Source organism: Sediminihaliea albiluteola (assembly GCF_014077625.1).
GTDB classification, from domain to species: domain Bacteria; phylum Pseudomonadota; class Gammaproteobacteria; order Pseudomonadales; family Halieaceae; genus Sediminihaliea; species Sediminihaliea albiluteola.
On sequence record NZ_JACFXU010000015.1, the window covers coordinates 1 to 18359 of the forward strand.

20 protein-coding genes are annotated in these 18359 nt (G+C 49.1%); 7 read left to right on the plus strand and 13 right to left on the minus strand.

Annotated elements, in window-relative coordinates:
* Nucleotides 1-7: 7 nt before the first annotated feature.
* The 4 genes from H2508_RS11170 to H2508_RS11185 form a co-directional block, all read right to left on the minus strand.
* On the minus strand, nt 8-976 hold the full coding sequence (locus H2508_RS11170) for an IS30 family transposase (RefSeq protein WP_182168589.1): 969 nt from the start codon (nt 974-976) through the stop codon (nt 8-10).
* Nucleotides 977-1042: 66 nt separating this feature from the next.
* Entirely contained in the window at nt 1043-1810 is a 768-nt protein-coding gene (locus H2508_RS11175) for a CDGSH iron-sulfur domain-containing protein (protein ID WP_220463754.1), read from the minus strand.
* 189 nt (nt 1811-1999) lie between these two features.
* Nucleotides 2000-2377 carry a hypothetical protein gene (locus tag H2508_RS11180; protein ID WP_182173482.1) on the minus strand — a complete coding sequence of 126 codons (378 nt, stop codon included), beginning with the start codon at nt 2375-2377 and terminating at the stop codon, nt 2000-2002.
* A 214-nt stretch (nt 2378-2591) separates the two neighbouring features.
* Nucleotides 2592-3188 carry a nuclear transport factor 2 family protein gene (locus H2508_RS11185; protein WP_182173485.1) on the minus strand — a complete coding sequence of 199 codons (597 nt, stop codon included), beginning with the start codon at nt 3186-3188 and terminating at the stop codon, nt 2592-2594.
* A 401-nt stretch (nt 3189-3589) separates the two neighbouring features.
* On the opposite strand from H2508_RS11185, the gene H2508_RS11190 reads away from it, so the two are divergent.
* Together H2508_RS11190 and H2508_RS11195 are read left to right on the plus strand one after the other, a co-directional pair.
* On the plus strand, nt 3590-4174 hold the full coding sequence (locus H2508_RS11190) for a TetR/AcrR family transcriptional regulator (protein ID WP_182173490.1): 585 nt from the start codon (nt 3590-3592) through the stop codon (nt 4172-4174).
* 14 nt (nt 4175-4188) lie between these two features.
* Entirely contained in the window at nt 4189-4572 is a 384-nt protein-coding gene (locus tag H2508_RS11195) for a nuclear transport factor 2 family protein (protein ID WP_182173492.1), read from the plus strand.
* A 96-nt stretch (nt 4573-4668) separates the two neighbouring features.
* On the opposite strand, the gene H2508_RS11200 is transcribed toward H2508_RS11195, so the two are convergent.
* On the minus strand, nt 4669-6372 hold the full coding sequence (locus H2508_RS11200) for an LTA synthase family protein (protein WP_220463755.1): 1704 nt from the start codon (nt 6370-6372) through the stop codon (nt 4669-4671).
* 485 nt (nt 6373-6857) lie between these two features.
* Here H2508_RS11200 and H2508_RS11205 point away from each other — a divergent pair, with 485 nt between their 5' ends.
* On the plus strand, nt 6858-7232 hold the full coding sequence (locus H2508_RS11205) for a diacylglycerol kinase (protein ID WP_182173495.1): 375 nt from the start codon (nt 6858-6860) through the stop codon (nt 7230-7232).
* A gap of 71 nt (nt 7233-7303) precedes the next feature.
* Nucleotides 7304-8671 (plus strand): MBL fold metallo-hydrolase, encoded by a 1368-nt coding sequence (locus tag H2508_RS11210; protein ID WP_182173498.1) that lies wholly within the window; start codon nt 7304-7306, stop codon nt 8669-8671.
* A gap of 16 nt (nt 8672-8687) precedes the next feature.
* Here H2508_RS11210 and H2508_RS11215 read toward each other — a convergent pair whose 3' ends face one another.
* The gene (locus tag H2508_RS11215; protein ID WP_182173501.1) at nt 8688-9125 is read right to left on the minus strand and encodes a nuclear transport factor 2 family protein; all 438 of its coding nucleotides are present in this window, start codon (nt 9123-9125) and stop codon (nt 8688-8690) included.
* Nucleotides 9126-9361: 236 nt separating this feature from the next.
* Between H2508_RS11215 and H2508_RS11220 the strand changes: the two genes are divergently transcribed.
* Nucleotides 9362-10594: an NADH:flavin oxidoreductase gene (locus H2508_RS11220; protein WP_182173504.1), complete on the plus strand. Its 1233-nt coding sequence runs from the start codon at nt 9362-9364 to the stop codon at nt 10592-10594.
* A gap of 196 nt (nt 10595-10790) precedes the next feature.
* Nucleotides 10791-12539 (plus strand): N-acyl-D-amino-acid deacylase family protein, encoded by a 1749-nt coding sequence (locus H2508_RS11225; protein WP_182173507.1) that lies wholly within the window; start codon nt 10791-10793, stop codon nt 12537-12539.
* Nucleotides 12540-12596: 57 nt separating this feature from the next.
* On the opposite strand, the gene H2508_RS11230 is transcribed toward H2508_RS11225, so the two are convergent.
* The 5 genes from H2508_RS11230 to H2508_RS11250 all read right to left on the minus strand — a co-directional run bounded on the left by H2508_RS11230 (nt 12597) and on the right by H2508_RS11250 (nt 15893).
* Nucleotides 12597-13100, minus strand: a complete 504-nt coding sequence (locus H2508_RS11230; protein ID WP_182173510.1) for a hypothetical protein — start codon at nt 13098-13100, stop codon at nt 12597-12599.
* Nucleotides 13101-13188: 88 nt separating this feature from the next.
* Nucleotides 13189-13542 carry an outer membrane protein assembly factor BamE gene (locus H2508_RS11235; protein WP_182173513.1) on the minus strand — a complete coding sequence of 118 codons (354 nt, stop codon included), beginning with the start codon at nt 13540-13542 and terminating at the stop codon, nt 13189-13191.
* A 159-nt stretch (nt 13543-13701) separates the two neighbouring features.
* Nucleotides 13702-14073, minus strand: a complete 372-nt coding sequence (locus tag H2508_RS11240; protein ID WP_182173516.1) for a carboxymuconolactone decarboxylase family protein — start codon at nt 14071-14073, stop codon at nt 13702-13704.
* Between the two features lie 44 nt (nt 14074-14117).
* On the minus strand, nt 14118-14840 hold the full coding sequence (locus H2508_RS11245) for a sterol desaturase family protein (RefSeq protein WP_182173519.1): 723 nt from the start codon (nt 14838-14840) through the stop codon (nt 14118-14120).
* A gap of 18 nt (nt 14841-14858) precedes the next feature.
* Nucleotides 14859-15893, minus strand: a complete 1035-nt coding sequence (locus H2508_RS11250; RefSeq protein WP_182173522.1) for a MarR family winged helix-turn-helix transcriptional regulator — start codon at nt 15891-15893, stop codon at nt 14859-14861.
* Between the two features lie 130 nt (nt 15894-16023).
* Here H2508_RS11250 and H2508_RS11255 point away from each other — a divergent pair, with 130 nt between their 5' ends.
* The gene (locus H2508_RS11255; protein WP_182173525.1) at nt 16024-16461 is read left to right on the plus strand and encodes a PPOX class F420-dependent oxidoreductase; all 438 of its coding nucleotides are present in this window, start codon (nt 16024-16026) and stop codon (nt 16459-16461) included.
* A gap of 140 nt (nt 16462-16601) precedes the next feature.
* Here H2508_RS11255 and H2508_RS11260 read toward each other — a convergent pair whose 3' ends face one another.
* Together H2508_RS11260 and H2508_RS11265 are read right to left on the minus strand one after the other, a co-directional pair.
* Nucleotides 16602-16820, minus strand: a complete 219-nt coding sequence (locus H2508_RS11260) for a ferredoxin (RefSeq protein ID WP_182173527.1) — start codon at nt 16818-16820, stop codon at nt 16602-16604.
* 4 nt (nt 16821-16824) lie between these two features.
* Complete coding sequence (locus H2508_RS11265) at nt 16825-18180, minus strand: cytochrome P450 (RefSeq protein ID WP_182173530.1); 1356 nt, start codon at nt 18178-18180, stop codon at nt 16825-16827.
* Between the last annotated feature and the right edge of the window lie 179 nt (nt 18181-18359).

Below are 18359 nucleotides of genomic sequence, written 5' to 3' on the forward strand. Positions count from 1 at the left end.
CCCGGATTCAACTGGCTAGTGCAACGGGCGGGTTAATGCCGAAAAATACCTGATTCGGTGTTTTCATGCCAAGGCACTTCCTCGGACGATTGTTTAGTTTTTCCATGACGTGCTCAATATCCTGTTCAGTAATGTCAGTGAAGTCGCTGCCCTTTGGGAAGTATTGGCGGATTAAGCCGTTGGTGTTTTCGTTCAGTCCGCGCTCCCACGAAGCGTAGGGATGAGCAAAGTAGAAGTCTGCGGCGAGCGCTTCGGCTATGATCTGATGGCAGGCGAACTCTTTGCCATTGTCCGAGGTAATGGTATGGACGTGAGCTGACAGCGGCCCGAGCAGCTCAATTACCGCGTCCTTGACACCCTCGGCCTCTTTGCTGGAAACCTTGGAAATAAGTGCCAGCCGTGATTTTCGCTCAGTCAGTGAAACGATCGCCTGCTTGTGATGTTTGCCTATGATAGTGTCGAGCTCCCAATCACCCAGGCGGGCTCGTTCGCTCACAATGCTAGGTCGCTTCTCGATAGAGACTCGATTGGGAATTTGACCGCGGCGATCATAACTACCGTAGCGCTTTCTCCGCGGCTTCTGGCAGCGCAGACGGAGGTGTAGCTGACCGCCCCGGCGCTTGTCCTCCAGAATGTACTGGTAGATCCACTCGTGGCTGATGGATATCTGCTCTTCCTGTGCCAACCAGAGACTGACCTGCTCAGGGCTCCAATCCTCGCACAGCAGCTCCTCAACCCGGCTCCAATGGCCTGGGGCAATACGAGGCTGTACCTTGCACTGACGGCGCTGTAGAGCTAACTGTTGAGCCTGTTTGGGCCGATAGCCCTTCAGGCCGCGATTGCGCCGCATCTCCCGACTCACGGTGGACTTGTGAACGCCGACGATGCTGGCGATCTCTGTCTGGCTATGGCCTGCTTTCATCAGGGCGTAAATTTGATATCGTTGCTCTTGGGTTAGCTGTGCGTAGTGTCTCATCTGTGCTTCTCATTCTTGCCGGAACGATGAGCCGAGATGCTACCGCAGCTCGCCCTCCATTCCGACTTATTGAGTTGCACTTACGAGTTGAATCCGGGATTTATCTTCATCGTAGCCAAATTGAGCACTGGCCAATTCATAAAAATAACGTGAGTTGGCAGCCTGCTCCTCTGGCAGCATTCCGCCTTCGCCAGAGCAAATGCCAGTGCCCGCCATCTCGGCTCCTATAGACATGGCTAATTTCGCTTCTTCCGACAGTGCGCCAAAGCTCATGTCGGAAACGAATAGAGGAATATTCAGTTTCAATGGTTTTTTAGCTCTTTTGCCTATCACGAGCTCGCTGTTGACGGCAACATCTTCGAGTAAGGGCTTTGTTGCCATTTGCGCGGTCATAACCTGAATGTCATCCCAATGTGGCAGCAAATGACGAGGTACACCCATGGAGGTCATCGGGCCATGGTGGCCCATTTTTGATAAACCCTCCCGCGCAAGCTGATGAATGAACTCAACAGTGGGCTCTTCTGTTGTGGCGCTAGCAGTGGGGATCTTGTCAGCGTGCTGCTGAACTCCGGGGCCTTCTTTGCCTATTGCACTGTCATCAAATTGCTTATGTGTACCATCACAAAAGGGTAAATTGGCCGAATGCTTACACTGACACAAAAATGCATCACCTGATTCTTCAGCGGTAAAAGGTTTTGGTTTAAAGTCTGTGCCTGCGTGTGAACCGTCACAAAATGGTTGATTAGCGGAACGTCCACAGGCACAAAAGTAATACTCTTCACCCGCTGTAACCTCAACTTTTACCGGCTTATTATTTGCAACAATCGGATTCATTAATTCATTCCTTTAAAGACAATAATAGGAGAAAAGCTCGTAAGAGATTCATTAGAAAATTAGGGGCTGAGACTTATTAATTTTTATAGTTTTTGTCATAGCTCGCAAGGTGCTTTTTATTATAGCTAGCTTTACTAGTAGGCTAAAAGTAAGTGTTAAGAGCTGTGAACAGCGGTCACTTACTATGACTTAGACGCTCTCACTGCAAACCACTTCACCTCGAGGATATGACTTGTGAAAAGCCACAGAGCCCTCTACTTCTATCCAATCGCAAGGCAGGGTGGGGCCGCCAAACATCTCTTGCACGATGCAGATATCTAGCCAACGAACCGGCTCGCCTGACTTCACTTCATGCGTGTTGAAGCCTTTGTGCTCCCATTCTTCAAGTATCATTTCTATATCCATTGAATTCATGGCACCTGTTCTAAACAGATGGTCGTCATACCAGATCCTGCTTCCAATTTGTCCTCTGTGGTCTGAAAGGCAGCGCTTCCAGCCACCAGGATATTTCTTCTCAATCACATCGCGAGGAACAATGAAGTTAATGACCTCAAGTTGGATAGCCATCAGAATACCCCCTTAGTATGTAACAGCTTCTTTAGATGCTAGGCAGTTCATAGCAAGACACATTGCTGCTTTTTAGTTAGTGTTGTTGTGCTTTCCTTGGTGATCCCATACTACAACTCAGTACGTTTTTCTATTTATGTAATGGGCTGTAGCTGAAATCTATCTGAACAGGCTTCGCCAAATCCATGAAAACTTATACCCAGCTTATGGTTGCTCACCTACTCAAGTCGACACCATGGTCTGCTAGATAGTGGCTAGCCAGTTTCGGATTTTCATCCAGAATTTCGTTGATTTCATAAAGCCGTTCATATTTGCTTTCTATGATTAGCCATTTGCCATTAACTTTTTTGTAAGTGTCCCAATAGATAGCTGTGCCGGTTGTGAAGGCCTTCATGTTCAGGCTCCACATATTATCGGCTAGATACCATAGGCCAGTTGCTTCGCTATCACTCAATAGCTGAATTTCAGGGTGATGCCCGTTATGTTGACCCACAGCCTGTTTGTGAAATGCGTCGCGTTGCTTGTCTAGAAGTTCTTGTTTTCCCTTGATTTTCCATTCGTAACTTCCACCTAAAAAATGCACGGCAATATCATCATGATAGAGCGTCGCAAGTTCTTCTATGTTGGCGGTGTCAACGCAGCGGAAATAAGCATATTTAAGCTGTTTGATCGCTTCGATATCCATGAGCCGCTGAACATCAGCACTGAGTGCTTCGATAGTCGTAGCACTGACTTGTAGTGGTATACCAGGCTTGATGCCCATGTAGTCTTTGTTGAGAACTGGTCTTTTGGAGGCTGCTTTATTGTTCATTGTGCTTCCTGTCTTATTAAGAAGTAATAGTCGGTCAAGTTGAAGGCTGTAAGACAGCCCCTATGCTCAACAGAGGGCCTGTAGTCATTGGGAAGATAAGAGCAATGCTCAGTCTAATATGCTTGCCTTGAAAATACTAAATCCTCAGCTCTTAGTTGGCGATCATTTTAAGTAGCAGCTTGGCTGCGCAATGATGACAAAACAACTGAGTTGCTCTTGGCTATTAATTCATCATACATGGCTGCTATGGCCCAACTAGAGTAAGTAGGGCGCGTGCGCTACTCGATTAATGCAGCCAAGTCGGTTTACTATGAGCAGTTATTTAATACGATAGTGGATTCATCTGAATAACACCACGGTGCCGTTTAAGGCTAAAGGCATTGAGATAGGTTCAACAAGATATGATTAAAAAAAAACAGGAAGAGTTACTTGATGCTGTAGAGCGCTGTTTTGCTCGCTATGGCATTGATAAAACTAACCTGCAAGATGTAGCAGCTGAAGCTGGGGTATCTAGGCAAACGGTTTACCGCTATTTTCGGGATAAGAATGCTTTATTTGAAGAGGTTGTGCTCAGGGCTATGCGACACTTTTGGCAAGGTGTTGGTTTGCGCTTTTCCCACCTTGATGACCTCGAGAACTGGCTGCTTGAAGTCATCCTATATTGCGTTGATGAGGTTCCTAAAGATCCCCATCACGCATTAATTCGCCAGTTAGATTCAGTTGATAGCGGAATGCCGATTAGTCTCAGTCTGGAAGGGGTTCAGCCCATAGTGCTGGCTTTTGCTGAGCAATTTGAGCGGGCAAAATCCAATGGCAGCCTCAAGTCGGGCTTGACTGAGATAAATGTCGGTGTATGGGCCTATCGTCTAATACATACCTATTTGATGCTCGATCAATATCCAATGCGTGATAAGAATGAGCTTAGACATTGGCTCTCGGAGTATGTCCTGAGTGGCCTGTTCAATAAGCAAGTGTTCGCTGAGTAATTAGGAATAGTCACATGCAATTAGCACATGAAGATTGGTTTGAGTTGTACGCATTAATCCCTAAATACAGTCATACTCTTGATTATGGAGATATGGAGGATATGCGCAATATCTGGGCTGAAGATTGTACATTTACTGTTGATAGCCCTGCCTATTCAGCATCAGGAATTGATGAGGTGATCGCTATGCTGTCTCAAACCAGACAGTCGCACCCCCATGTTAGGCACATTGTTAGCAACTCCTGGGTTCGAGTCAGTGATACTGTTCAGATTTGTAGTTATCTTCAAATACTAGACACCCAATCCATGTCGCTGACCATGTTCGCTAGGTATATTGATGAGGTAGAAAAAACAGCTCAGGGTTGGCGAATTAAACATCGCAAGTGTCTTAATGGCTAAGTGATCAGCTTCTCAGCCCCTTTATGTAATGACATAGAGGGGACCTATAGCTTGACCACATTCAAGCGCTGACTCTTTGGCGAATCAGTCAATAGATCAACCCTGTGGTGTTGGTGCTTCCGAAAACGGTGCTTGTTCTTTTTTGGGTAGGCGATAAAGCCGCTGTTGGTAGGCGCTTGCACTCCACACTGAATAGGCCAGTGCGCGATCGATTAAGTCGGGTTTGGCTTGATCGGAGGGTGCTAGGCCAGAAGCTGTGCGCTTGTACAAAGAGGGCTTTTTATCCAGCTCCATAATCACTACGTCATCACCACGCATATAGGCCTGAGTGCTGTTGTATTGCATGATCGCGCGGCCGGGAATCTGGTCTATATCTGGCCTGAAGAGGTCATGCCCAGTGCTGGGACGCTGGTCTGGAATGCCCATTAGCCCAAGGAGAGTCGGCAGCAGGTCTATTTGGCTGGCTAGGCGTGTGTAGATCTGTGGTTCAACGGAGCCGCCTAGAATGAGTGCTGGAATGTGGAAGTATTCAATAGGTACAAGGTTGGCACCTCTGACGCGGGAATTGTGGTCTGCAACTACAAGAAACAGGGTGTTGTCCCAATAATTTGACTGCTTGGCTTTACGGAAAAACTCCCCCATGGCGTAATCGGCGTACTTAACCGCGTTATTGACGGTATCTCGCGGCTGCTCATAGAGCTCAATTTTGTTTTCTGGAAACTCAAAAGGTGAGTGGTTGGATGAGGTAAACACCATGGTGAAAAAGGGCTTATCGGCCGATTTGCTGAACTCTTGGTGAGCGCGTTGGAAGAGGTCGCCATCTGAAACGCCCCAGGAGCCGCTAAATTGCGGATTCAGAAAATCCTGTTCTTCTATAATGTTGTCAAAGCCATTCGCGGCAAAAAACTGCCTCATATTGTCGAAGTGGGCTTCACCGCCGTAAATAAAGCTAGTGTCGTAGCCTCGCCGCTTGAGCAATTCGGCGATGCTAAAAAAGTCGGATTGGGATTTTGGCAGCTTGACCACACTGCGAGCGGGAGTCGGAGTAAAGCCGGTGACAACGGCCTCTATCCCTCGCGCCGAACGAGTTCCGGTGGCGTAAAGATTATCGAACCAGATGCCTTCACTGGACAGCTTGTCAAGTTCAGGTGTCACAGGAGTGCCGCCCAGCGCTCCAACGAACTCTGCGCCCAAGCTTTCTTGCAGGATGATGACTAGATTCATGGGCTTTGCTAGGGGCTCAACCCACTTTGCTCTATGCAGGGTCGGTATTTCATCTGAGATAAACTGCTCTTTAGGCAGAGCCATGTCATCTCTTATTTCTTCAAGGACCTTGTCCATTTCCATTCGGCCATAGGCTTGCACACTCTTTTCATGGCGGCTCGAGCTATACAGAGCATAGAGCACGCTGTAGAGGGAGTTTAGGCTTAAGTCATTGACTAAAAGGTCTTTAGAGAAGGCAATTTTGGCGGGGTTAGCGGGCCTGTGGCCAAAGCTGGAGCGTATGCCCAGGCTACAAAGTATGACAACGATTAGGCTGCATACTACAGATGGTACAAGGTTTGGCCTGAGGCTTGTGCCACTACTTGCTCTGAGTACTTTAGCGAATAGCCACGAGATCAGCAGTACCGCCGATAGTCCTAGCAAAAGGTCTAGCTTATAGCCAGCCAGTAGCATGGATGTGACTTCTTTAGGGTATTTTAGGTAGTCAACAAATAAGATATTCGGTCGTAAGTCGTACTCTGAAATAAAGGTTGGAGTGGCGGCCTCCATAAAAATAGTGAGTAAGAAAGCAGTCACTAAATAGCATTGTAGGATTTTGAACCAAGAATGCTTGTGGCATAAAAATGGTGATAATAGGGCTGGGGGCAGTATTAAAGCGCAAGTCAGGATGAGGTCGAATCGTAGCCCTTGTAGCAATACAAAGAGTAAACCGTCAACAGCCTCTACTCGTTGCCAGTGAACGGCAATCAACAGGATTCGGGATATGCTGAGTGTAATGAGGATACACGCAGTGAACATGAGTATAGGTTGGTAAGCTCTGATGAGTGTTTGTTGTGCGTTTATGCTCAATTTACCTTCCCATAATTAAAGTGAGGCTTACTATCGGTTGGACGACGATACAGTGCTAGTCTTAAGAAAATCTTAAGATAGAGGGCTTTATGCTTTGCCCTACCAATGCTTTGCTTTGCGATAAGCCAAGGGATGCTTAGTAAAGCTTAACTGGAGCAAAGCAGGCAGAATAAAGCGATGATACAGAGCTCACAACTGGAAGGGACTTGCTAATGAAACCTGGTGAACAAGGCATTGCTCGGTTAATTTCAGCTACTCGCTACTCTTGGCTAGGGTTTAAGGCGGCCTGGAAATACGAGGCAGCGTTTAGGCAAGAGCTCATCTTAACAGCTATTGGAGTTCCTCTAGCCATCTTTCTAGCTAGAGATCTTAGCGAATTTCTTTTTCTAGTGGCATCACTATTACTCGTGCTAATAGTAGAGCTAGCTAATAGCGCCATTGAGGCGCTTGTGGACCGCGTGGGGGATGAATACCACGAGCTCTCAGGCCGCGCTAAAGATCTGGGGTCGGCGATGGTCTTTGTAGCCTTGGTGAGTGCTGCGCTCACTTGGCTTACTGTGTTGCTATCGATAGTCATTGCAAGCTAGTGGTACTAGTCGTGCTTTATGGCTCTAGGCTTATTCTAGATGGTTGAATGTTTTTGGAGATGATTATGTTTATGAAATGCAGCACTGATAAGAGCAGCTTAGCGCAATGGCTAAGATACCTTGCCTTACTAATTTGTAGTGCTTCCGCTTTAAGCTATGCAGGTGCTGATGTTGATGAGCGTGTCGATGACCTGACTCGTTTGAGCCATTCAGTCACAGCCTTAAATGACTTTATATATAGAATCGACGGCCAGGGCTCTATATTTTTAATCAATACCTCCGAAGGCTCTGTCTTGATCGATGTTGGCTCGGACGAAAAACAGGGTGCAGAACAGAAAAGGCTGGCTCAGGAGTTGGCTAGTGGGCCAATACGTAAAATTATTCTGAGCCACTTTCATAGCGACCATGTGGCTGCCCTGCCGGTATGGGAAGAGGAGTTATCGCAGGGCCTGCCGATTGTCACTCATCAGCGCTATGCCTATATGTCGCAGATTCAACGCGAGCTAAGCCCATTCTTTAATCGGCGTTATAAGATCTTATACGGAGATCTGGTCGATGAGTCGCCCAAGGAAGAGCGTAGCTATTGGCAATTAGAACCTGAGCATGAGGTCTATGTTGGAAAGCCTTATAGCTTTTCTTTAGGTGCTGTTGATTTCGAAATTATCGCCATGAATAACACTGGGGAGGGTGAAGATGGGCTTTTAGTTTGGCTGCCACAGCATAAGATTCTATTTGTCGGCGATATGTTCGGGCCGATTTACCCAATGTTTCCCAACTTGTATACCGTGCGCGGCGAGAAATACCGAGATGCACTGGACTATATTGACTCCCTAGATTTCATTTTATCTTTGCAGCCTGAAATGATGGTTTGCTCCCATTTTTGTTCCTTGAATGATCCGCAAGAGATACAAAACAGCGTCCTGAAAATGCGTGATGCAGTGCAGTATGTTTGGGATGAAGTTGTCGAGGGAATGAATGCGGGAAAGTCGCTATGGCAATTAATGGATGAGATTAGTCTTCCTAAAGACTTCGCTATCAGTCAGGGCCACGGTAAAGTGTCCTGGAGTGTGCGGGCAATTTGGGAGACCGTCTCAGGCTGGTATCACTATCAGCATGTCGCTGACTTATATCCCGTGCCAGTGGCAAGCGTATATGGGGATGTCGTGGCGGCAGCTGGAGGTGTGGGCAGCTTGCTGCAAAAAGCCAAAGAGCGTCAGCTGGCCGGCGAGTTGGTTCATGCCCTGCGGCTGCTCGATATACTGCGTGACTCAGAAACTGAGGAAGTGTTAACACTTAGATTAGCAGTGCTTGATGGCTTGTTAGAGCAGGCGCAGGCCTTGCGCAACTATAGCGAAATAGGTTTGTTGCGCCACGATCGGCAGCAAAGCGCTGAGCGACTAAAGTTCATTACAGGGGATGTAGTAGGGAGTGCTACTTGAGCGCAGCATAAATTACTCATTCACTATCGAAGAGCACCTTTGGCTCGCCCATTGACAAAACCCAGTGAGCATCACGGCGTACAATACGCCAGCCTTCTGGTCGGCGAGCCCATTGATCGCTGTACTCACCATGGGTGTCGTAAAAGCTCTGTTCGTAGGCTCCTTTGCCCTGATGGCGAGCCTGTACGTAGGCCCGCGTCACGGCGCGGTTGCCATCGAGCTCGAGTTGCACACTGCCAATCAGATGTTGCATGGCAGAGCAGCGATCGTGAAAACTGCGGAACTGTTGCAGCAGGGCATCAAGCCCTTGCTGCTCTTGGCCATCGCCATAGTTAAAGCGGACATCCTCAGCAAATACTTCGCCCACTCGATCCCATTGATTGCGATCAACGACCCGCGGGAATTCGTTGAGGGTGTTGAGTATCTCGCGCTCGTCACTGGCACGCTTTGACATGATGAATCCTCTCTAATGTGTTGTTAGCACTTTGAAGGGCTGGCGCAATATAGGCAAAACAAGCCGCTGCTTTTTAAGTACCCGGTTTAAATCCTTGCCCTGGCCGCTGTAAATGCTTAATAAAGCATCGACTTCAGTGGCTGGGTGCTGTGGAGTATCATTTTATGTGAGACCTTTCAGACATTGCCGACCATCTAATAAGTAGCGGTCCTTTTGTCCACACAGCGGAATCAGGTATGACTAAAGCTAAAACCAGCCCTTTCGATCCAATCCAAATTGGCCCACTAGAGCTGCATAATCGCTTTATAAAGTCCGGTGCTAACGAGAATATGTCTAAGAATGGCCGGCCCACTAAAGCGATGGTTAAACACCATACAGATCTTGCCCTGGGCGGAGTTGGGCTCACGACCGTAGCTTACTTAGCTGTGACCGAAGTCGGTCGTACTCTGGAAGATCAGATTTGGTTGCGGCGGGAAGTGCTGCCTGATCTGCAAGCCCTCACAGACTCAGTCCATGCTGCTGGTGCGGCAATTTCAGCACAAATTACCCACGGTGGATCCTTCGTCACTGGCCTGCGAGTTAAAGGCCGTACAATCAGTGCCTCATCTGGTATCAACGCAGCGGGTTTACTCAAGGGCAACATCCTGCAGCGAGCAATGAATGAAGAGGATATGCAGCGAGTGGTCGATGAGTTTGTCGCTGGCGCGGAGCTGTGCCGCGAGGCAGGATTTGATGCCGTAGAGCTGCATATGGGACACGGTTACCTGCTAAACCAGTTCATCTCACCATTATCGAATAAGCGCAAAGATCAATACGGTGGTAGCGCTGAAAACCGGGTGAGATTTCCGGCTCGCGTGCTGGCTGCGGTTAAGCAGGCAGTGGGTAAAGACCTTGCGGTGATTGCCAAAATTAATGTGGCTGACGGAGTGCGCGGCGGCGCTACTGCGGAAGATGGCTGTATTACTGCCCAGGCACTTGAAGCCGCTGGTGCCGACTTACTGGTCCTATCCGGTGGGCGTAATGTTGAGTCCACTTGGTTTACCTTCGGCAGCAATATGAACTTGGAGGAAATTAAGAAGGTGCTTAAGGGACAGTGGTTAAGCACTGCAATGCTGAGTATTGCAGCAAAAAGCGCCCCCAAGGTGACTTTCAAGCCAATGTATTTCTGGGAGTACTCGAGCAAAGTTCGCGCTGCCAGCAGGGTGCCAATGGCTTACCTAGGCGGTTTGCGCTCGATTGAGGGGACGCAGCAGGCATTAGACGCTGGCTTTGACTGTGTTGTGATGGCCAGGCCCTTGATACACGATCCGGGCTTGGTGAATAAGTTTAAAAGCGCTGAGCTCACTGAGTCAGGCTGCACCAACTGTAATGCCTGTGTAGCTTACATTTATCATAGCGATGGCACGCGCTGCATACTGAATCCACCGAATGACACTAGCTTGAATCACATTGCAGCGTCTGCCAACTAAGCGTTTTGGCGATACAACGCGTCTGCTACCTGCCGCAAAATAAGCTAAAGTGATTGCTGTATCTGGAACTACGCTACAATCACTAGTGACAGACCGCTTTCGGCTGTGGCCAGAGTCGCCAGAGTAAGGGTCAAAAAATTCAAGCTAAAAAATAATCTATAAATATGACGAGTTTTATCGTGGTAGGAGCAAAGTAATGGCAGCATCAAGTTTTGATTACGTGATTCGTAATGGGCTGGTTTTTGATGGTAGCGGCGGTGAGCCCTTCCTAGCGGATGTCGCTATTACTGGCGCTAAGGTTGTTCAGGTGGGCAAGGTCAGTGGCCGTGGTGAAGAGGAAATTGATGCCAGTGGGCGCATTGTCACGCCAGGTTTTGTTGATATTCATACTCATTATGATGGTCAGGTTACTTGGGAGAACCGTTTATCCCCTTCGTCTTACCATGGGGTGACAACCGTTCTTATGGGTAACTGCGGTGTGGGCTTTGCACCTTGTAAGCCTGAGCATCGAGATATGCTTGTGCGCGTCATGGAGGGAGTAGAGGATATTCCCGAAATTGTGATGACAGAAGGCCTGCCCTGGAACTGGGAAACTTTCCCAGAGTATATGGATGCGCTAGAAGAGCGACGGGCCGATATGGATTTTGCAGCTCAGTTGGCGCACGCTCCTGTAAGAGTCAATGTTATGGGCCAGCGCGGCGCTGATCGCGAGCCGCCGACCGCCGAAGAGATGGATAAGATGACTGCCATGGTGGCTGAGGCGATTCGTGTCGGCGCGATTGGGGTGACGACCTCACGCAGTATGAGCCATCGCACCAAAGCGGGCGACCTAGCCCCAACCGTTGAGACAGAGGATGAAGAGTTACTGGCCTTGGCAAGAGGTTTGCGCGAAGCAGGGGCAGGGGTGTTTCAGATGATTCCCGCTTCTACCGCTGGTGGTGACCCGGTTGCTGAAGTAGCTTTTATGCGCAAGTTGGTTGAGACTTCTGGTGGTCGTCCACTGTCCTATACATTGCTAAACAACACCTTTATGCCGGATTCTCACTTACAGTTTTTAGAGAAGATGGAGGAGGCCTCGGCAGATGGGCTGCCGATTCGCGGACAGGTTTTTCCACGCCCAGTGGGTGTTTTATTAGGTTTAGACCTATCGTTTCACCCCTTCCGTTTTAACCCCAGTTATTTGGCGACAGAGCATTTGCCCTTGGCAGAGCGGGTTGCGGCCATGCGTGACCCAGCTATGCGGGCTAAGTTGTTAGCTGAGGAGCCAGAGCACAGTAATGAAATTTTCCTCTACTTTGCTAGCCAGATAGAAACTTTGTATCCCTTGGGCAACCCGCCTAACAACGAGCCTGAGCCCTCCCATCGCGTGGGTGAGCAAGCAAAGCGCTTGGGTATAAGTGCCAAAGAATTAGTATACGATTTGTTACTAGAAGACGAAGGGCGAAGTACTCTATTTCTACCCGCAGCCAACTTTCTAGGTGACTCCCTGGAACCGGTCAGGGAGTTGCTTGAGCACCCGGACACTCTAATTGGTCTGGGGGATGGTGGTGCGCACTACGGAATGATTTGCGATAGCAGCTACCCGACTAGTTTACTGGCTTATTGGACTCGCGATCGTGAAAGAGGACCTAAGCTGCCACTGCCCTGGGCGATCAATGCACTGACTCGGCGCAATGCTTTGGCAATTGGTTTGGAAGATCGGGGTTTAATTGCACCGGGCATGAAGGCCGACCTTAACGTCATTGATTATGAGCGCCTGCAGCTAAAAGCGCCCTCGGTGACCTATGATCTACCTGCGGGTGGGCGGCGCTTGGCGCAAAAAGCGGATGGTTATGATCTGACAATGGTCAGTGGTGAAGTGACCTACCGCAAGGGTGAAGCCACAGATGCCTTGCCGGGGCGCTTGGTGCGAAACCCAGCAACGCGAGCCAGTCGGCAAGCCTAAGCTCTACTTGGCACAGCTACAGTTTATCTGTGGCTGTGCTGCATATCCAAATAGGACCTAATGCATTTCTAAGCTTTGCTGTCCCACGCCGCTAGGAGTGCCTCGTTGCTGAATGCCGCTTGAGCCCATGTCGGGGCGGGAGGAGCTATTCAGGCTGTGGGGTAAGGGGCCTAAAAGGGTCTCTCCCCATTCATGCTGTGGCAGAGCTTGCACCAAGTCGCCTACCTCGACTACGTCCGCAATTCCTAGCAGGGGTTGCAGCGCTGAGCCACCGCCGCTGCGGTTATCCCAGAGAGAATAGGTAGCACTTGCTAGGCGGTGCTCATGATCAAAGGCGAGCATTAAGAACTCACCGGAGACCTTGGCTTTCCCCCAGTCTATTGAGAACACATCAGCACCTAGGGCTCCAAGACTAATGCCGAGGCTGTCTTCATTGACGCGCCAGAACTCCCAAGCCAAAACGTAGCCTTGGGCGGAACTCGAAATGCGCAAGGGTGGGCCGAGTTGTAACAGCACATCGCTGAGTGAGTCCCCTTTGCTTAGTGAGCTGTGGGAGTTCACTGGTAGTGGACTGCCGAGCTCATACTGCCATTGTGTGCAGCCACTCAGAGCTAGACATAGAAGCAAGCAAAGATAGCGCGTACTTGTTTTAAAGTGTTTCATGAACTTTGCTGGAAAACTCGCTCAAGCGGTCATTTTCATCAAAGATAAATACTGCGCGGTCATAGCGAGTGTCCACTTGGAAGCGGTTGTACACAATAAGTAATAGCCCATTACCTTTGGAGCGTTCGTAAAGGTAGTAAAGCACTGTTTCGTCATTCAGTGCGATCAGCTGAGAGGGAGGGCCTAGCTGCTTGAGTACTTCGCTGCGGGTTGTTTTACCTGGAGTCATATTCTTTAGGACGCTAGGGTCCCATGTGACCTCTACGCCACGCTGGTTTTCATATTGCGCACAGGCTCCTAGGAAAACAGTGAGTGCAGCAATCAGAAACGATCGAATCATATCAGGCTCCTATAGATAAGCGTTTAGCATAGCCTTTTTTAACAATGAAAGCTGCTATGGCTGGAGCTGGCCTGTGCTGTATGGGCGCTATTGAATCTGTAATGATGGGGCAGGGGCAGGGGCAGGGGCAGGGTGCCGCGGGGAGCGGCACCTGGCTGATTAAGCTTCTTTCGCTGCTTCGGCGATAGCTTCCTCGAGTGGGCCAAGCAAACTAGCTGCGCGTGGGTAGCCTGCATATTGAGCGATAAATAGCAGCAGCTCACGGGCCTCTTCGGCGTTCATTTCGCCGCGCTTTAAGGAGGCTTTGAGTTGGATTTTGAAGGTGGCGGGTTCGCCTTTCTCGGCGATAATACCAATCAGCAGGATACGTTTGTCGCGCATAGACAGGGTTTCGCGTGTCCATAACTCTGCAAATAGCTGCTCCAGCATCACATCAGTGAAGGCATAGCCTTCAGGGGGTACTTCGACGTCTCCGGCGTAGACATCGCGGATTTTTTCAAGGCCTTTTTCGCGCCGAGTTTTGTCGCTCATGGTGTTGTCCTCTTATTGCTTGTTTGCCTCTTTATCCGCTGGGCTTAGTCCAGCGTTCCGAACAATTTGTCATAGAGCAAGGTGATCGTAGCGTAGTTTCCTTTGTGCATGTTCTCGTGGTGGATGTGATGCTTAGCTGTAATCCAGCTCACGGTCTTAAAGGGGAAGGGCAGGTCCACAAAGGTGTGGTTGAGAGTGTTCAGTTGGGTAAACAATACGTAAGTGATAATCGCGGTGCTGACATGAAATGGACCGAGGAATGCGGCCAGTATTGCAAGGGAGCCGAGAAACAAGGCAATACCAACAAAGGTTTCCACCGGATGGACGTAAAAAGCATCAATATAAGTGGGCTTTCTAGCTTGATGGTGAACCGCATGAATCCTGCGCATCCAACCATTGCCATGAAACCAAAAACGATGACACAGGTAATAGAAGAAGTCATAAACCATTAAGATAATGAAGCTATTGACGATGACCATCCACCATTTGTCGAGCTCAAGGGTCACACAAAAGGGCAGGATCAGAATAAAGAACGCTAGGTTAGTGATCAGGCCAATATTGCGGCTCGCTTTCATCACCGGAGGGTATTTTTCTTGAGCTATTTTTTTGCGGTCTTGTTCTTTATTGATTTCTCGCATGCGTTGTAGAGAAGGGTTAAGGAAGGCGAGGTAGTTAATTAGCTTAGTGAGTATGATGACTCCAGCCAGTACTATCAGTGCGGCCTGCCAGTGGTACTGGGATGCAAGCGTGGCTATGAATTCAGACATGGGATACTCCTAGTTTGCCTATTTAAGTAGTAGGTTGGCCAGGTGTTGGCGAGCTTCTGGCGAGAGCTTTTGTCTTAATTCTCGCGCCAGTTGTGCCAAGTCTGGCTCGTTATTAGTGAACACTGCCACTTCTGGTTGCAGTGCGTGATAGAGCCGTTTGATGGTACTGCGCAGTTGATCGAGGGCGGGAACGCCCACTATTTGGCTCATTTCGAACTCTAACTCGTCGATGTTTTCGACCGAGTCTTCTATCAGGGTCCGGCCAAGTCCGGTGAAGCGCAGTAGTACTTGCCGGGCATCATTGGGGTCGGGTTCTCGATAGATATAACCGAGCTCTTCTAGTTCATTAACGATTGAGCTAACCGCTTGTTTACTGACGTTCTGTAAACTTGCGATCTGTAGAATTCTTCCGCCCTCGGGACCAATAAGCGCTAGTACTTGGCCGTAGGACAGCTTCAGTCCGTCGTGGCCGCGCTGTACACCGAGCGCCATTAGGCGATGGTTAATGAAGTTACTTATGCGCGGTAGCAAACCAACCAACAAGACTGGGTGTTTGGACCCTGGCGCTTCTGGCGGGTAGGTATTAGTGGCCAAACAGACCGCTTTAAGCGTCTCAACACTTTGGCGCAAGGCTTTTTCGCCTACAATCTTTTCGCATTCGTGTTGTAGTCTAGCGGCAACTTCTAGCCCACAGCGCCGTAGATCGAGACCGTGAGCGGTCAGCTTTATGCGTTTGGCACGGCCATCAGTTGCATCGGGAATGCGACGGATATAGCCAGCATTTTCGATTAAGTTGGCCGTTTGGTTGGCTGCTTGGCGGGAAATGTTTAATGCTTCAGCTAAATCGGTTAAGCGCGCGCCCTCGCGAGGGAGTAATGAAATATATGGCTCATAGTAGAGACGCAGGTCCTTGAAGCCATAGGCGCCTGTTAAGCGCTCCATAATCTGAGATTCGAGATAACGGGAAACGCCAAGCACGTGACGCGGGAAGTTATCACGGTAGCGGCGCCATGTGGGATCAATGGCTAGGGCTATGGGCTGAGTAGAAATCATAGGATAAATGTAAAGTTAATTTGACGGTAGGTCAAACATAATTGACAAACTGCTCTGGCTAGAGCAAAGTTCTTTGTTATAAATGAGTCATATAGTGCTTGGATGGCTTAGCCATAGGAGGGGAGTGATTATGCCAAAAGCAGTGCAGGTGCCTGAAAGTCATCGAAATATACTAGAAACATCATTTTTTGCTTTTGTGAGCACTATCCGCAAAAAAGACCAGCTGATATCGACTAATCCAGTGGGCTTTGATTGGGACGGTGAGACCTTCCGTTTTAGTACCCTTAAAAGCCGAATAAAGTATCGAAATATGCAGGCAGATCCAAGGCTGACGATCTGTATTATGGACCCTAAAAGCCCGACCCGTTACATTGAGATGCGGGGTAAGGCAATACTTGAAGATGATCCGGAGGGCTCCTTGGCCAAAAAGATATTCAAGCGGCAAACGGGACGAGATTTTGATCTAGATGAGCCCGGTGCGGAGCGCGTCATTGTGACCCTCGAAATTGAGCAGGTCTCAACCCCTAAACTTTATGGGGGTAAGCTCGATCATATGGGGCGTTCCTAGCTCAGAGCTTTGCTCCAGCTTCTGAGAGCTAATCGCGCTGCAGCTCAGTATTTTAAAAGTGACAGTGACTAGGCTTGTACAACAAGCTCCTGAGACTTGGCCTCTGCTGATGGGATAAGACTCAAGAGCTCGCTTTGAAGTCAATCTAATTCAATGATTCTGATTGTTTGGTTGGGGCAGAAATTAACCGCGTCTTGGACCTTGCTGCGCAAGCTCTCACTCGGACGAGCCTGTTTCACTTTAACCTTGGGGTAGCCTGTGCCAGTATCAACAACCTCGAATACCTCGGGGCACTCGTCAGCGCATACGCCGTGTCCTTGGCATAACAGCATATCGACTTTAACTTGATACTTACCCATGGCCTTACAGCGCCCCCTTGCGATCCACCCGTCGGCGGTAGCGAAGAATGCAGGGGTCAGATGGTCGTAAAATAAGTGAAGGCATAATTTCTGCGTATTCGCCGGATGGTCCTGCTAGCTCGAACTCATATTCGTTTAAGAGCACCGAAAAAATCACTTTGACCTGAAGCATAGCAAAGGCATTACCTACGCATTTACGCTGTCCTCCACCAAATGGAATTAAGGCAAATGGATTGTCGGGTAGTGGTCGGTCTGGCTTGAACGCTAATGCATCTTCAAAGCTACTTTCAAGGCGGTGTGCCACATAGGGGCACAGCATGACGTTTTTGCCTTTTTCGATGATGTGCCCTTTGTATTCAAAGTCTTCAATGACCCGACGGGTGAGGGTGTTCAGGGGCGGGTGTACACGCAGTGTTTCGCGAATAAAGCCGTCTAGTTTCGACATGCGACGCAGTACTTTCATGTCAAATTGTTCGCCGGAAGCGATTACCGCATCCACCTCGGCCACGACTTCGGCGGCCAGCTCTGGATGTCGTGCTAACTCTACCAAGGTCCAGGCCGCGGTATTGGCGCTGGTGTGGTGGCCGGCAAACATAAACCACACGATCATACCGGCGACTTCGCTGGTGCTTAGATGAGTGCCATCGTTATAGGTGGCATCCATATAGACCTGCAGCAAGTCCATATGTGTTTCACCAGACTCCCGGCGTATGTCGATGCGCTCAGTAATGAGCTCTTCCAGACGTGCGCGAGCAGCATCCCGGGCATCATAGGCGTCTTTGCGCGCGTTTGGATCCTGTAGTCCCCCAGCGTCGGCTGCGGCGCCAAGAGTGTGGTAGAGAGAGGCGAACTCATCGGTTAATGAGTAGCGAAACTCCGGGCCAAGCAAGCAGTGAGTAGAGGTTTTGATAGTCAGGTCGGCAAAACCCTCATAAAAATCAAATTCACCCTCATCGCCCCAGTCGGCGATCCAGTCCTGCGTTTCTTTAGTGATGATCGGGGCATAGAAGTTCATTTTTTCACTGGCTAGGCCACGTGAGTGCATACGTAATTGCTGCCGTTCTATGTCGAGCGGCGCGCCGTACTGAACACCCTTGCCAAAGATGGGCACCATGAACTGATAAGCTTCTCTGGCGCTAACTTTTATGTCGTCAGCACGAAACACCGCTTCATGCGCTTCTGGGCCGACCATTAACACCGTATTGGTGCCACCAATATCAAATTCTGCAAGTTCGCCGCACTCTTCATAAGCGCGAGTTAAAAACTGTGCTGGGTGTTGACTAAACTCGTCAAAATGACCGCCTTGTTCTGCTGGTTTGGCGCCGCTGACGAAAGGGATATTTTGTCCGGAATTACTCATGGCATCCTCAACTTATAATTAGCGCATAAAACATTTCAAGTGAAATTGTTTGTTCACTATATCTCAAGCCTAGCACAGCGGCAAGCCACATTAGCCAATGCCTTAAGGTATAAAAATGTTGTGATCAGAGGGGAAAAAATTTGTTAAGGTATGTCAACTATCGTTAATGTAGTTTGAGG